Here is a 15,380-nt window from a genome sequence, read left to right on the forward strand (position 1 = left end):
GTGTGGCGGAGCCTCTACAAGGAGGCCATCGAGCCCGAGGCGCTCTTCGAGGTGGCGCACGTGGACGCCCTCATGGAGCAGGTGGCCGGGGCGGGGCAGGGGCAGCGGGACACCGACACCCTGAAGCAGGTCCTCGACCGGGTGACCCGGCACCGCGAGGACGCCACCCACACCGCTCAGCTGGCGCGGGCGGCGGAGGAGGGCGAACAGGCACTCGACCAGGTGATCCGCAGTCTGCTGATCGAGGCGCTGCCGATGGCGTCCGTGCTCGGCGCCTGTCTGCAGGGGCTGAGCGCACCGGGGGTCTTCGAGGACGACCTTCAGCTCCAGGCACTGGCACTGCTCGCCGACGACATCGGGGTCGGCAGTCCCCGGGCCTCCCGGTTCGACGAGTACCGGCTGCTCGTGGAGCGCGAGTCGCTCAACGAGAACTCGCTGCCGGCGGAGGAACTGGCCAGCGTCGCGGCCATCCACGACGACATGTTCGCGCTGCCCGCCGTGCTGCTCGCGATGACGCGGCGCAGTGACGCCTACTTCTTCGAACTCATCGGCGCGGACCTCGCCTGGCGCACCCTCGGCCCGCTGCCGGCCCTCGCGGCGCTGCGTCCGTACCGCGAGTCCGCCGTCGACTGGTCACGGCTGGACCTCGGCACCGCGTCGGGACGCACCGACGTGACGGACCCGCGCGCCCAGTGCGCCGAGGTGGCCGAGCTGTGCGCCGAGACGGTGCCCGGGGCGCAGGAGCGCATCGTGCGCGGAGCCGCCTGGCTGGCGGCCGCGCTGGAGCGGTGGAACACCGCGCTGCTGGACCGTTGCGCCGCGGCGCTGGACCCCGAGCGCGCCATGGCCGAGCTCATCCAGCGGCGCGCCCGTGAAGCGGCCGTGTACCACCACGAGTTCAAGCTCGACGGACGCGCGCTGTCGGACTGGCTGCGCGAGGCGCAGGTCGACCCCCTGCCGCTGGTGCGGGCCCTGGCGGACAGCCTTCTGGTGCGGCCGGGCGACCACGCCCGCAGCCCTCTGGTGCGGGGTCTGATCGGACCGCGGGGCCGCATGTTCCGCATCTTCAGCCCGCAGGACCTCACCATCATCCACCGGTGGATCGACGGCCTTCCCGTCGAGCGCGGCGACCGGCCGCGGGACGACGTCCAGGCTTCGGCCTACCCCGCCCCGGCGCCTCGTCCGACGGCGCGTGAGGACGCCGGGACCGGCTCGGCGCCCATGGGGCTGCGCGAGGCGTACTTCCAGCTCCAGGGCAGGGCACTGTCCCCCCGTACCCGCGCCTACGCGGTGGACTACGTACAGCGCTGGCTGCGGGCCAGCCGCGCGGAGGTGGACCGGGACGGCCGGTCGCTGCCGGCCGAGTGGCCCCGGGACGGGCTGCGACCCTGGCTGCTGGACCAGCACGACCAGCACGACCTCGCCTTCACCGAGACCGACCCCGACGCGCTGCCCACGCGTGAGGACGTCATCGACTCCACCGTCCAGCTCGCGCCGCTCACCCTGATCGACGGCTCGTGGCTGCAGGGCTTCACGGACGTCCACCTGGCGTCCTCGCGGATCGGCTTCCCGCTCTTCGAGATCTACTGGGACGAGCTGGGCAACGGACAGCTGCCGCTCAACCACCCGAAGATCTACCGGGACGGGCTGCGGCAGATGGGCGTCGAGCTGCCGCCCACCGGCAGCCGCGCCTTCGCCCACGACGAACGCGTCCGCGAGGAGTCGCTGCGCCTGCCGGTGTACTGGCTGTGCATCGGCAAGCTGCCCCGCACGTTCCTGCCGGAGATCCTGGGCCTGAACCTGGCCATGGAGCTCTCCGGCGTGGGCGGCAGCTACCGCAGCGCCCGCCGGTTCCTGAAGTACTACGGCTTCAGCACCCGCTTCGTCGACATCCACAACACCATCGACAACGTCTCGACCGGGCACTCCGCCTGGGCGGCGGAGGCCATCGACACGCATCTGCGCCGGATCGCGCCCACCGAGCCCGAGCGGATCCGCGGCGAGTGGGAACGCGTCCGCGTCGGTTACGCCTCCCTGGCCACCGTGCCGTCCGAGGACGACGGACCGCTGGCCGCGCTGCGCAGTTCCCTGCGCCGGCTCATCCCGGCCGGGGCCGACCGGACACCGCGGGACGTCCGGGCAGCCCAGCCCCTGATGCATCACCCAGCAGTGAAAGTGATCGGTTAGATGCCCTCGTACATCCTCGGAATCTCGGCCTACTACCACGACAGCGCCGCGGCCCTCGTACAGGACGGCGTCGTCGTCGCCGCCGCGCAGGAGGAGCGGTTCACCCGGGTGCGGCACGACTCCGCGTTCCCCCGGGAGGCGATCCGCTACTGCCTCGACCACGCGGGGATCGCGCTGGGCGACCTCGACCAGGTCGTCTACTACGAAGACCCCGAGCTCAAGTACGAGCGGGTGCGCTCCTCCTTCCGCAGCGCGGGCCCGGGGGGCCTGCGCGCCTTCACCGCGGTGTACCCGGAGTGGCTGCGCTGGAAGCGGAACGCGCTCGGCCGGGTCGAGGAGGAGCTGCTGGCGCTGGGACGGGGCGTTCCGCCCAAGCCGCGCGCCTCCCGTCACCACCAGTCGCACGCAGCCTCGGCGTACTACCCCTCGCCCTTCGACAGCGCGGCGGTCCTCACCATCGACGGCGTCGGCGAGTGGCAGACCACGACCATCTGGCACGGTCGCGGGAACTCCCTCGAGCTGGTCAACTCCATCTCCTATCCGCACTCGCTCGGCATGCTCTACTCCGCGTTCACCTACTACTGCGGTTTCAAGGTGGACTCCGGCGAGTACAAGCTGATGGGCCTGGCGCCCTACGGCGAGCCGCGTTACGCCGATCTGATCCGGCGCGAGCTGATCAACCTGCGCCCGGACGGCTCCTTCACCCTCAATCCCCGCTACTTCGAGTACGTGCGGGGCCGGCGCATGGTCGGCGCGGCCTTCGAGGAGCTGTTCGGCGGGCCGATCCGCGAACCCGAGGGTCCGCTGACCCAGCGCGAGTGCGATCTGGCCGCCTCGGTGCAGCTCGTCACCGAGGAGGCCGTCCTGGGGCTCGCCCGGCGGGCGGCCGAGCTGACCGGCGAGCGGCGGCTGTGTCTGGCCGGCGGGGTCGCGCTCAACTGCGTGTCCAACGGCAAGCTGAGCAAGTCGGGTCTGTTCGACGACATCTGGGTCCAGCCCGCCGCCGGGGACGCGGGGTGCGCTCTCGGCGCCGCCCTCACCGCCGCGGTGCCCGGCTCGGGCCGACCGCACCTGGGCACGGCCCGAGACGGCATGAGCGGCTCGCTGCTCGGGCCGGGGTACTCCGACGACGAGATCCGTGCCTTCCTCACGGAGAACGGCTACCCGTTCACCGAACTCGCCGACGACCCCGAGTCCCCGGCGAGCGTGTACGCGGCCACCGCCGAGCACCTCTCCGAGGGCGCCGTCATCGGCTGGTTCCAGGACCGGATGGAGTACGGCCCCCGCGCCCTGGGCGCCCGGTCCATCCTCGGCGATCCGCGCAACGCCGAGATGCAGAAGACCATGAACCTCAAAATCAAGTTCCGGGAGTCCTTCCGGCCGTTCGCGCCGGCCGTGCTCCGGGAGGACATGGAGAAGTACTTCGACCTCCGGATGGAGAGTCCGTACATGCTCATGGTCTCCCCGGTCGCGCAGAGCATCGCGGTGACGCCGGACGACGCCGAGCCGCGCCGGGACCTCGGCAGCATCAACGAGGTGCGCTCGGAGCTGCCCGCCATCACCCACGTGGACCTCTCGGCGCGGGTGCAGAGCGTGGACGAGGACCGCAACCCCGAATTCACCCGGCTTCTGCGGGCCTTCAGGAAGCGGACCGGCTGCTCCGTCCTCGTCAACACCTCGTTCAACGTGCGCGGTGAACCGATCGTCCGTACGCCGCAGGAGGCGTACCAGTGCTTCATGCGCACCGGCATCGACGTTCTGGTCCTCGGCCGGTTCCTGCTCAGGAAGGCGGACCAGCCGGAGTTCGTCGAGGCCGTCGACTGGCGCGAACTGGTCCCGCTGGACTGAGCCCGCCGGCCCAGACCTCCGAGGCCGCCCGGCCAGCCCCATCAGCCCCCCCCGGAACCAGGAAGAGACCCGAGATGTTCCTGCGGCTCTACGCAGCCCTCGTGTTCATGACCGACTGTCTGCCCGCCGCGCTCCTGCGCCGAGTGTCCGGCACGTCCCGTTTCAGCCCGCGCGCCCACCGCGCCGACACCGCTTGGGAACTGTGATGTCCAGCGTCCTCTACAAGAACATCGGCAAGCAGCCCGTCTGGGCCGACAGCGGCCACGGCGTCTGGCTGGAGGACCGCACGGGCAAGCGCTACCTCGACACCTGCGGCGGAGTGGCCGTCTCCAGCCTCGGCCACCGCCACCCGCGTATCGCCGAGGCACTGGAGCGGCACGCCCGCGACCTGTCCTGGGCGCATGCCGGGAGCTTCACCACCGCGGCGGCGGAGGAACTGGCCGAGCTGCTGGTGGGTCAGTCCGGGGGCCTGGCCCGCGCGCAGTTCCTGTCCGGTGGGTCCGAGGCGATGGAACTTGCCCTCAAGATCGCCTACCAGTACCACTGCGAGCGCGGGGAGAGCGAGCGGCAGACCGTCATCGCGCGCCGCCAGAGTTTCCACGGCAGCTCGCTGAGCACCCTCGCGATCTCCGGTAACCGCCAGCGTCGCTCGGTCTTCGAACCGCTGCTCGGCCCGGCCGAGTTCGTCTCGCCCTGCTACGCCTACCGCGACCAGCGGGAGGACGAGACCGAGGCGGCCTACGCCCAGCGGCTCGCGGACGAACTCGACGCCCGCATCCGGCAGCTGGGGGCCCACCGGGTGGCCGCCTTCGTCCTGGAGACGGTGGTCGGCTCCACCAACGGCGCCGTGCCCCCGGTCGAGGGCTATCTGGCCAAGGTCGCCGAGGTGTGCCGGCGCCACGGCGTTCTGCTCATCCTCGACGAGGTCATGGCCGGCATGGGCCGCACCGGTCACCACTACGCCTACCTGGAGGACGGCGTGGTGCCCGACATCGTGGCGGTCGGCAAGGGCCTGGCCGCCGGGTACCAGCCGATCTCCGCGGTCCTCGTCTCCACCGCGATCCACGACGTGCTCGGTGACGGCTCGGGTGTGCTGCAGAACGGCCAGACGCACGTCAACCACCCGCTGGCCTGCGCGATCGCGCTGGAGGTGCAGCGCACCATCGTCGACGAGGACCTGCTGACGAACGTCCGGGCCCGTGGCGAGCAGCTCCGCAAGGGTCTGCTCGACCGGCTCTCCGACCACCCGAACGTCGGTGACGTCCGTGGCCGGGGCCTGTTCACCGGGGTGGAGTTCGTCCAGGACCCGGACGGCCGCGCACCCCTGCTCGGCGGCTCGGAGCTGGTCGGGCGGATGAAGAAGGAGGGCCTGGACCGGGGCCTGCTCCTCTACCCCGGTTACGGCACCGTCGACGGCGAGGCCGGCAACCACGTGCTGTTCGCCCCGCCGTTCGTGGCCACCGAGTCCGACATCGACGCGATGGTGTCCCGCTTCGCCGAGGTCGTGGAGGTCTGCCTGTGACCCCCCTGTTCACCGGGCTCAGCGCCTTCCCGCTGACGCCTGTCACGGAGGCCGGGGTGGCCGAGGAGGCGTACGCGGGCCTGGTGTCCCGCCTCGCCGCCGCGGGCGTCGACTCCATCGGGGCGCTCGGCTCCACGGGCAGCTACGCCTACCTCAACCGCGCCGAACGCGCCCGCGCCGCGAGGATCGCCGTGGAAGCCGCGGACGGAGTACCCGTCATGGTCGGCATCGGCTCCCTGCGCACGTCCGACGTCCTGGCCCTCGCCGAGGACGCGCAGCGCGCGGGAGCGAGCGCGGTGCTGCTGGCCCCGATGACGTACCAGGCGCTCTCCGACGACGAGGTCTTCGGCCTGTACGAGGACGTCACCCGCGAGCTGTCCGTCCCGCTGTGCGTGTACGACAACCCCGGCACCACCCATGTGGACTTCTCGCCGGAGCTGTACGGCCGGATCGCACGGCTGCCGAACGTCGGCTCGATCAAGATTCCCGGCGCCCCCGCCGATCCCGCCCGGGCGAAGGAGCACGTCGCGAGGATCCGTGCGGCGATCCCCGACACGGTCACCGTCGGTGTCAGCTGCGACTGGGAGGCGGCGGCCGGGCTGAACGCCGGCTGCGACGGCTGGTACTCGGTCGTCGGCGGACTCTTCCCCGCGGCCGCGCAGGCCCTGACCCGTGCCGCAGCAACCGGTGACGCCGCCGGCGTCACCCGGCTCTCCGACGGACTGGAGCCCCTGTGGGCCCTGTTCCGGCGCCACGGCAGCCTGCGGGTGATGTCCGCCGCCGCCGAGCAGCTCGGACTGATCCCCGCGGACAGCCTGCCCCGCCCGGTGCGGGGCCTGGACGCGACCGCCCGCCAGGACGTCGCCGCCGCACTCGACCGTGCCGGACTCACCCGCTCCGCACAGACCGCCCCCTGAGTCCCACCGGACTCACCCTGATCGACCCAAGGATGTTGAACTCCATGTCCGCGCGAGCCCGACTCACGCCGCAGATGCAGGACTACGAAGCCAAGTTCACCGACGGCGGGGACGTCCGCTGGCTTCCGTACCTCATGTACTTCCACCCCGCCGACCACCGCTCCAAGACGGTGAACACCGACTCCGTAGGCTTCCGGTACGCGCACGACGCCTACGGCCGGCCCCTGTCGGTGGCCGACCACGAGGGCGTCGACTCGGTCCGGCTGCTGGCGGGCAGTTCCACCGTCTTCGGCATCGGAGCCGCCGGCGACGACTGGACCCTGCCCTCCCGGCTGACCGTCCACGACCCGCGCCCCGAGCCCTGGCTGAACTTCGGCGGCCGCAGCTTCAACTCCACCCAGGAGGCGCTGCTGCTCACCCTCTACCGGCACCTGCTGCCCAAGGTCGAGGAGATCGTGCTCTTCTCGGGGTTCAACAACCTCGGTCTCGCCCGCCAGCCGCAGTCGCGGCGCGGCGACCACGGCGCCTTCTTCAACTGCAACCAGTTCTTCGACGCGCTGCCCGCCGAGGCCGCCGACTCCGCCTCGATGCTCCAGCGGCTGCGCGGCCTCGGCTCCTCCCGCCCCGCCCAGCAGGAGGAGCCCGTCCCCGCCCTGGACGAACAGCTCTCCTACGCAACTGACCTGACGTTGCGTCACCTGAAGCTGTGGCGGCTCGTCGCCGACGACCTGGGCGCCAAGCTCACCTACGTCCTGCAGCCGCTCGCGGGCTGGGTGCGCCCGAAGGGCTCGCCCGAGGAGGAGGAGATCTTCGCCGAACTGGACGCCATCGGCGGCTTCACCACGGTCTACGGCGACATCCTGCGCACCGAGGTCAACCTCGACTACGCCGCCCGCATCGAGGCGGGCGCCAAGGAGCTGGGGGTCGGCTTCGTCAACCTCAGCCCCGTGCTCGCCGAGCGGCTCGCCGCCGACCAGTGGCTGTTCGTCGACCGGATCCACTTCACCGACGCGGGCCACGACTTCGTCGCCCAGCAGCTGCTTCAGCTCATCTAGTGCCGCACCGCACTTCGACCCACCTCAGGCGCAACGGAGTACCCACGTGAAATCCATCATCTCGTTCTTCCGGCGGATCTTCGGCTCGTCCAAGAAGGCCAAGCCGGATTCCTCGATCTACCCCATGTTCTAGGAGGAACTCCGACATGGCTCACGTAGTCTTCGTCGACAGCACCGGCCCCACGCTCCCGGCCCTCGAAACCGCCAAGGGCATGGGTCACTTCGTGACGTTCGTACGCCCCGAGGACGCCTCCGCGCTGAAGCTGGGCAAGATGCCGAGCGAGCGCCTCGCCGCGGCCCTCGCTCACGCCGACCGGGTGGTCACGATCGACCACTTGGAGGCGGACCTCACCGGCTGCCTGCGGCGCATCCACGCCGAGCGGCCGGTGGACGCCGTCCTCACCACCTCCGAGCCCGCCGTGGTCCCCACGGTCAAGGCCGCCGAGGCCCTCGGCATCAGGGCGACGTCCGTGCGGTCCATGGAGACCGCCGTCACCAAGGACCTGTGCCGGGACGCCCTGCGGGCCGCCGGGCTGCGTTCCGCCCGCCACGTCCGGGTGGAGGACCGCGAGCAGGCGCTCGACGCCGCACGCGATCTGGGCCTCCCCCTCGTCATCAAGCCCAGCCGCAGCGCAGGCAAGGAGGGCGTCGCGATCGTCCGTACCGAGGACGAACTGCGCTCCTACTTCGACGAGTTGCCCGCGTCCCGCGAGGCGCTGAGCCGGACGCTGGCCACCCTGGTCAGCACCCGGTTGCTCATGGAGGAGTACGTCGAGGGCGTCCTGCACTCGGCCGAGGTCATCGCGCGGGACGGCGAGGTCGAGGTCTTCATGATCGCCCGGCGTGAGCAGGCCACGCACAATCCGCTGTACGAGGTCGCGGCAGTGCTCCCGGCCGGTCTGACCGAGGCCGAGCAGAGCGACGTCGAGCAGTACATGCGGGCCGTCTTCACCGAACTCGGCCTGACCGTCGGTCTTTACCACGTCGAGTTCATCATGAGCGCCGACGGGCCCGTCCTGGTCGAGGTCAACGGCCGAATCATGGGCGGCATGGCGCCGTTCGTCTACCGGCACATCACCGGGGACGACCCGTTCCGGCTGCTGGTCCAGGAACACCTGGGCGAGGAGTTCACCGTCCAGCGGCCGCCCTTCGGCTCGGCGGGCATCTCCATCGCGCTGGGCAGCGTCACCGGCGGTGTGCTTCCCGAGGGCGTGGAGGAGCGCATCGAGAAGATCAAGGAGAAGCACCGGCCGCTGGCGTACTCGCTGAATCTGAGCAGCGGCCAGCACATCCCGCGGCAGATGGGCAACTTCACGGTCTTCGGGTTCTGTTGCCTGCCCGCGGAGACCACCGAGCAGGCCAGGGCGCGCGGCCTGGAACTGATCGCGGATCTGGAAGACGCCCTCGGGTTCGAGATCGCGAAGTACGCGCTGTAGCCCCATGGGCCGGGAAGCGGGAGGAATTGTGGAAGCGACGGCAATCGGCGGGAACACCTCGGGCGATCAGTGGGAACGCCTTCCCGCTGACCTGCGCTCGGCGTTCACCGAGCGGGCGACGGCCCGGGCCGCGGACGTGTACGACGGAGTCACGGGCTCCAAGGGACCCTGGCGCCCGCTGCGTCCGGTCTTCCTCGACCGGACGCACTACACGGAACTCGGGTCGGTCTCGTGGCACCTGATGGAGCTGGTGCTGCAGGCGTGCCGACGCCGGGCCGGCACGGCCGGGGAGCTGATGGCGGCCTTGCGGGTCCCGCCGCGGGACACCCCTCTGGTGCGGCCCTCCGATCCCCTCGACGACGACCTGCTCGTCTCCGCCCGCCCGGACATCGTCTACTCCGCGGGTGTGCCCAAGTTCGTCGAGTTCAACATCGACGGGGCGCTCGGCGGAACGCTCCACGCGGACGTCATGGCGCGGCGCTTCACCGACCTCTGCGAGGACCTCGGCGCGGAGGGGGGCATCACCTTCGGTGCCCCCGACTCCACGGCCGACGGGAGGTCGTCGGTCATCCGCTCCTCCCTCGGCCTGCCCGAGGGGGCCTTGGTCGTCATCCCCGCGTTCAGCAAGGGGACACCGCCCGGCCTCGACGACACCCGGGCGTTCATCGACTGGATGCGGCCGATGTGCGAGAGCGGCCGTCGGCACGGCCTGGACATGGTGGCCTGCGCCATGGACGACCTGGCCCTCGACGACACGGGCGCGCTGACGCTCGACGGCAGGCAGGTGGACGCCGTGTTCCGGCTCTTCCAGTCCGACCAGCCGTCCAGCCCCGGGCTCGACGCGCTGACCCGGGCCGTCCTCGACGACCGGGTGCGCATGCACACCACCGAGGCCGCCTGGCTGCTCAGCGACAAGACGACGCTGGCCTGGCTCTGGTCGGACCTGGACCTGCTCGGTCCCGCCGACCGGCGGCTCGTCGAACGTCATGTGCCCTGGACCGCGCTGCTGTCCACACCGGGCACCGTGCACGGGGAAACGCTCGCTCATGCCCGCGGGCACCGCGAGGAGCTGGTGCTGAAGCCGACCAGCGGCTACGGCGGCACCGGCGTCATGATCGGCCGTACGGTCTCCGAGGCCGCATGGCAGGCCGCGCTGGACCTCGTGGACCGGGCCGAGCACCCGTACATCATCCAGCGCTTCGCCGAGCCGGACCGCATCGGCATGGAGTTCTCGCACACCGGGACCGGCGAGGTGGAGCGGGCCGACGTCCCCTTCGTCCTCGGCCCGTTCCTGTTCGGCGGCCGCCCCACCGGTGTGCTCCTGCGCCACGGTGTTCCGGCCGGCGGCGAGGTCCTCAACGCCAACCACGGGGCCCGGATGAGCTCGGTCGTACTGGTGGACGGGCTGTGCTGAGCCGTTCGAAGTCCGGCGCCGGAGCAGGCGGGAAGAAGCCGCTGGGCAAGCCGTTCCGTGTCTACCAGTCGGCCGTGGTCTCCTCCGACCTCGCCGATGGGATCTACCGCATCGCGGTGCCGCTGCTGGCCCTCGGCATGACCCGCTCGGCGTTCGCCGTCAGCCTGGTCGGCGTCGCCGTCCGGCTGCCCTGGCTCGTCGCCACGCTCCCCGCGGGCGTCGTCACCGACCGCTACGAGCCGCGCACGGTGATGCGCTGGGCGTCGGGGCTGCGCCTGGCCCTCATCACGGTGACCTGTCTGCTGGCGGTGGCCGACCGGCTGCCGCTGTGGCTGCTCACCGTGAGCGCGTTCGCGATCGGCTGCGCCGGTACGTTCGTGGACGTCGGGGCGCAGTCGGCGCTGCCCCGCCTGGTGGAGACCGGGCAACTGCCGCGCGCCAACTCGATCGTGCACTCCACCCAGACCTTCCTCGCGCAACTCCTCGGTCCGGCCCTCGGCGGTTTCGTCGTCGCGTTGGGTTCCGGGCAGGGCCTGGCCACGGTCTGCGTGCTGTACGCCGTCACCGTCTGGGCGCTCGGCCGGCTCCCCGCCGCGTCCGCGCCCGGCTCGGTGACCGCCGAGCTCGGCGGGGACGCGGCCCCGCCCAAGCGGCCCGTCTCCTTCAAGGCGCTGCGCTCCGAACTCGGCGAGGGCCTGCGCTACTTCCGGCACCGCCCGGACCTCGGACGGCTCGCCGTCGCCGCCGCGGCGAACAACTTCTCGTACTCCATGTGCCTGACCCTGCTGCCCCTGTGGGCGGTGGCGCCCGGCCGCCTGGGTCTTTCCGAGACCGCCTACGGCCTGCTGCTGTCCTGCCTGGCCGTCGGCAGCGTCCTCGCGGGCCTGGTCTCCGGCCGCCTGGTCGAGGGCATCGGCCGGGAACCCCTCATGCGGTACGGCGGTCCGGTGCTCGGCCTGTGCTTCCTGGCGCTCGCGGTACCGAGTGTGCCGGTCGTGGCCGCGGGACTGTTCTGCTACGGCCTCGTCGTCATCGTGTGGAACGTGGCGATCGTGTCGTACCGCCAGACCACCATCCCGCCCTCGCTGTTCGGCCGGGTCAACGCCGCCTACCGCTGGATCACCTGGGGTGTCTTCCCGCTCGGCGCCCTGGTCGCCGGGGCGCTCGCCTCGACGGCCGGTCTCGCCTGGGTCTTCCTCGGCGCCGGAGTGGTGCCGCTGCTGGCAGCCGTCGTCCTGCCCGCCAACCGTACGTTCACCGATCCGGACCCGGCCGACGACGCTCCCGTCCCGGCCGGCACGACCGCCGACGACTGACCACGAGCAAGGGGAACAAGCAGGTGGAGCAGGCCATCATCTCCGGTGTCGCGCACGACACCTCCGACGCCAAGATCACGGTCGTAGGCGTGCCGGACCGCCCGGGCGAGGCCGCCGCGATCTTCCGTACCGTCGCCGACGCCCAGGCGGGCGTCGACATGGTGGTGCAGAACGTGTCCGCCGCCACCGGGCTGACGGACATCTCCTTCACCCTCCCCAAGGCCGAGGGCCGCAAGGCCATCGACGCCCTGGAGAGGAACAGGGCCGGCCTCGGCTTCGCCTCGCTGCGCTACGACGACCAGATCGGCAAGATCTCCCTGGTCGGCGCGGGGATGAAGACCAACCCGGGTGTCACGGCGGACTTCTTCACCGCGCTGTCCGACGCGGGCGTGAACATCGAGCTGATCTCGACCTCCGAGATCCGCATCGCGGTCGTCACCCGCGCCGAGCAGGTGGGCGAGGCCGTGCGCGCCGTGCACACCGCCTTCGGCCTCGACTCCGACAGCGACGAGGCGGTCGTGTACGGCGGCGATGCGGCCCTCGTCTCGGGAGGCGCCGGACGATGAGCTCGATCCATGTGGTGCACAGCCTCGCCGAGATCGACGACGACGCGCTGACGCGGCTGACGGCGGGTCGCTCGTTCTACGTCAGCGGTCCCTGGCTGCGCGCCTACGAACACCTCCGCCGACCGGACGTCGCCTACGTCACGCACCGGGACGGCGGCGGCAGGCTCGACGGGCTGCTGCCGGTCTACCGACAGCGTCCGGGCACGCTGGCCCCGTACGACGTCTTCGCCGGGTTCCTGCGCTCCGCGGGGGACTTCCGCGCGGGGGACTGGTCGCCGAACCTGGTCCTGGGCCAGAGCGCGGCCTACTCCAACGAGTTCCTGGTCGACCCGGCCGCACCCCGCGCCGAGGCCGCCGCGATCCTCGACGCCCTGCTCCGGGCGGCCGACGGACTGCGCCGGGAATGGGGGTCCCCCGCCACCTCCGCCCTCTATCTGAACGAGGCCGGGACCCGGCAGCTGGAGGACGTCCGGGGACCCGACGGCTCGTTCGTCTGCGACGTCGAGTGCGAGGTCGACATCGAGTGGGACTCCTGGGACGGCTACGTCGCGTATCTGCACTCCCTCGGCCGCAAGCGCTCGGCGGCGGCCCGCCGCGAGGCCGAGGTCTTCGCCGAGGCCGGGTACGACATCAGCGCCGTCCGGCTCGGGGAACTGCTCGACACCTCGAACCTGCTCTTCACCAAGCTCCAGAGCAAATACGGCGACAGCACGTCGACCGAGGAACGCGCCCGCTACCTTCGCACGCTGACCGGCGAAGTCGACGAGTACAGCCACCTGTTCGTCATGCGCTCGGCCGGCGAAGTGCTCGGCGTCTGCCTCACGTTCCTGTGGGGCGACACGGTCTACGTCCGCCAGCTCGGTCTGGACTACGACCGTCTGGCCGGCGCCGCCGAATACTTCAACCTCGCGATCTACGAGCCGATCCGCTTCGCGATCGAGCACTCCTACAGACGCGTCCACTACGGACGGGCGTCCTACGACGCCAAGTTGTTCCGGGGCGCCAAGGCCCGCCCTCTGACCGGCATGTGCTGGTCGGCGACGGGCGGCTCCCCCCATCGTCAGTCCGCGTTCCGGCAGTGGGACAACGCCCGCAGGAACGCGGCCGCATCGGGCGACCGTTCGCTCGTCCTGGCCACTTTCGGGCCGACCCATTGATTCCTTCTGGAGAATATTGTGGATAACAGGAAGACGACCGCAGGCTCCTTCTCCTTCGCATCCGGTTTCCCCTCCGTCGTCGAGAACATCGGCGACGACCCGAATCCGGCCAAGGTGCTGGCGGGTATCGGAGCCGAGCAGCGGGACTTGGCGCGGCGCCTCCTCGAGGAGACCGGAGCAGTGCTGTTCCGCGGCTTCGACGTGCTGTCCATCGACGAGTTCGAGGACGTCGCCCGCAGCCTCCTCGGTGAGCTGGCGGCGTACAAGGGCGGTGACGCCCCCCGCCACGCCGAGCGCGGTCTGGTCTACAACGCCTCCGGCCCCGACCGGACCCGCGCGGTGCGCGCGCACAACGAACTGTCCTACGCACCCTGGCATCCCTCGACGCTGATCTTCGGCTGCAGTGTGGTGGCCGAGGAGGGCGGAGCGACCACGATCGTGGACGGCCACCGGGTCTACTCCTCGCTCCCGCCCGAGGTCCGCGACGCCTTCCGGGAGCGCGGCGTCAGCTACATCCAGCACCTGCCGCACGCCGCCGGGGACCCCAGCGGCATCAAGTCGTGGCCGGAGACCTTCGAGACGGACTCCAAGGACGACGTCATGGAGCACTGCCTGGCCAGTTACACCTCCGCCAAGTGGACCCCGCTCGGCCTGCTGACCACGAACCGCACGCCCGGCACGGTCGAGGTCGGCGCGGACGGGCGCCAGGCCTGGTTCAACCAGACCCACATCTGGCGCAAGGACCCCAGCACCGTCCCCGACGTCACCGACATGGAGCGCTGGGAGACCTGGATCGGCTACGGCGCGACCTTCGGCGACGGCACCGAGATCCCCGGCGCGTACATGGACCAGGTGCGCGACACGCTCGAGAGCTGCGAGGTCGCCGTCCAGTGGGAGGCCGGTGACGTCCTGCTGGTCGACAACCGCGCCGCCATGCACGGCCGCCACCCCTACAGCGGCGACCGCCAGGTCTTCGTCGCCTTCGCCTGAGCGCGCCGCAGCCTGAGCGTGCCGCAGCCTGAGCTCCGAGGAGAAACCTTCATGCGCACCCTGCCCGTCGTCGAGCTGCAGCCCGGCGAACAGGACCACCTCGCCCACCTCGTCGAGACGGTCCTGGAGAACTGCCCGGGACAGACCGAGTTCCGCTACGTCTCCTACATCCGCGGCCGGCTCGACGTCCGGACGGAACTCCCCTACGTCCTCAAGGCCTTCGCCGCCTCGGACGGCGACCCTGTGCATGTGCGGAACCTGCCGCGCTTCGACGACGTCGAGCGGAGCAAGGTCCTGTGCCTGCTGCTCGGTGAGGCGATCGGCGCCTGTGTCGCCTACGCCGAGTACAACCACTCGTACATCACCGACATCCGGCCCACCACCCTGTCGTCGGAGAAGAGCTCCGGCGTGGACCTGCTGAGCATGCACAACGACCTGGCCTGGGCGAGCGACAACTGCCGCCCCCGCACGCTGGTCCTCGTGCCGCACATCGCCTCCGGCGAGGTTCCCAGAACCCTTCTCGCACCGGCCCGCGACGTGCTCGCGCTGCTCCCCGAGGAGACCAAGGACGCCTTGCGCCGCCGCGACTTCGAGGCCCGCTCGGGATCGGCCCTGTCCTGGGGGTTCGAGCGGGTGCGCCGGATGGAACTGCTCGTCGAGGAAGAGGGCGTGCCACCGGTCGTCCGGCTCAACTTCGGGACCTACACCCCGGCCGTCGGCCTCGCCCCGGCCGAGGCGGAGCGGGCGGCACGGGCCCTGACCGAGCTGAGCCGGGCCGCCCTGGAAGTGGGCCGCCGGTACGGCATCGCGATCCAGAAGGGCGAGGCGGTGCTGATCCCCAACGACCACTGTGTGCACGGTCGGGACACGATCCAGCCCGACAAGTGCGAGCGCCTGCTCCTGCGGTCCTACGTCCTGCCGGACGACGTCGCGGCCCGGCACGGCAACACCATGGTCCGACTCAGCAGCTAG

12 protein-coding genes and 1 pseudogene are annotated in these 15,380 nt (G+C 71.2%); all 13 read left to right on the forward strand.

The genetic code is table 11. The features are described 5' to 3' along the window. The 13 genes and pseudogenes from ACWDRW_RS13380 (at window position 1) to ACWDRW_RS13440 (ending at window position 15,380) form a co-directional block, all read left to right on the forward strand. The gene (locus ACWDRW_RS13380; RefSeq protein WP_451722810.1) at window positions 1-2,187 is read left to right on the forward strand and encodes an iron-containing redox enzyme family protein; all 2,187 of its coding nucleotides are present in this window, start codon (window positions 1-3) and stop codon (window positions 2,185-2,187) included. Next, a complete protein-coding gene (locus ACWDRW_RS13385; RefSeq protein WP_451722811.1) occupies window positions 2,188-4,035 on the forward strand; it encodes a carbamoyltransferase family protein in 1,848 nt (615 codons plus the stop codon). It abuts the gene before it with no gap. A 74-nt stretch (window positions 4,036-4,109) separates the two neighbouring features. Continuing rightward, window positions 4,110-4,241, forward strand: a complete 132-nt coding sequence (locus tag ACWDRW_RS13390; protein ID WP_451722814.1) for a hypothetical protein — start codon at window positions 4,110-4,112, stop codon at window positions 4,239-4,241. Continuing rightward, on the forward strand, window positions 4,241-5,557 hold the full coding sequence (locus ACWDRW_RS13395) for an aspartate aminotransferase family protein (protein WP_451722815.1): 1,317 nt from the start codon (window positions 4,241-4,243) through the stop codon (window positions 5,555-5,557). Before ACWDRW_RS13390 ends, ACWDRW_RS13395 begins: the two co-directional genes overlap by 1 nt. Next, a complete protein-coding gene (locus tag ACWDRW_RS13400; protein ID WP_451722817.1) occupies window positions 5,554-6,474 on the forward strand; it encodes a dihydrodipicolinate synthase family protein in 921 nt (306 codons plus the stop codon). The genes ACWDRW_RS13395 and ACWDRW_RS13400 overlap by 4 nt, the downstream gene beginning before the upstream one ends. Before the next feature lie 44 nt (window positions 6,475-6,518). Next, entirely contained in the window at window positions 6,519-7,529 is a 1,011-nt protein-coding gene (locus tag ACWDRW_RS13405; RefSeq protein WP_451722818.1) for an SGNH/GDSL hydrolase family protein, read from the forward strand. Between the two features lie 146 nt (window positions 7,530-7,675). After that, a complete protein-coding gene (locus ACWDRW_RS13410; protein WP_451722820.1) occupies window positions 7,676-8,965 on the forward strand; it encodes an ATP-grasp domain-containing protein in 1,290 nt (429 codons plus the stop codon). A 28-nt stretch (window positions 8,966-8,993) separates the two neighbouring features. Further along, on the forward strand, window positions 8,994-10,379 hold the full coding sequence (locus ACWDRW_RS13415) for a hypothetical protein (RefSeq protein WP_451722821.1): 1,386 nt from the start codon (window positions 8,994-8,996) through the stop codon (window positions 10,377-10,379). After that, window positions 10,373-11,695 carry an MFS transporter gene (locus tag ACWDRW_RS13420; protein ID WP_451722822.1) on the forward strand — a complete coding sequence of 441 codons (1,323 nt, stop codon included), beginning with the start codon at window positions 10,373-10,375 and terminating at the stop codon, window positions 11,693-11,695. Before ACWDRW_RS13415 ends, ACWDRW_RS13420 begins: the two co-directional genes overlap by 7 nt. Window positions 11,696-11,706: 11 nt before the next feature. Continuing rightward, window positions 11,707-12,261: pseudogene (locus ACWDRW_RS13425) on the forward strand (ACT domain-containing protein); the annotation flags it as partial. After that, window positions 12,258-13,418 (forward strand): GNAT family N-acetyltransferase, encoded by a 1,161-nt coding sequence (locus tag ACWDRW_RS13430; RefSeq protein WP_451722823.1) that lies wholly within the window; start codon window positions 12,258-12,260, stop codon window positions 13,416-13,418. The pseudogene ACWDRW_RS13425 and the gene ACWDRW_RS13430, both read left to right, overlap by 4 nt. 18 nt (window positions 13,419-13,436) lie before the next feature. Further along, window positions 13,437-14,408 carry a TauD/TfdA family dioxygenase gene (locus ACWDRW_RS13435; RefSeq protein WP_451722824.1) on the forward strand — a complete coding sequence of 324 codons (972 nt, stop codon included), beginning with the start codon at window positions 13,437-13,439 and terminating at the stop codon, window positions 14,406-14,408. 51 nt (window positions 14,409-14,459) lie between these two features. Continuing rightward, entirely contained in the window at window positions 14,460-15,380 is a 921-nt protein-coding gene (locus ACWDRW_RS13440) for a TauD/TfdA family dioxygenase (protein WP_451722825.1), read from the forward strand.

The sequence above is a fragment of the Streptomyces sp. NPDC003635 genome (assembly GCF_053587635.1).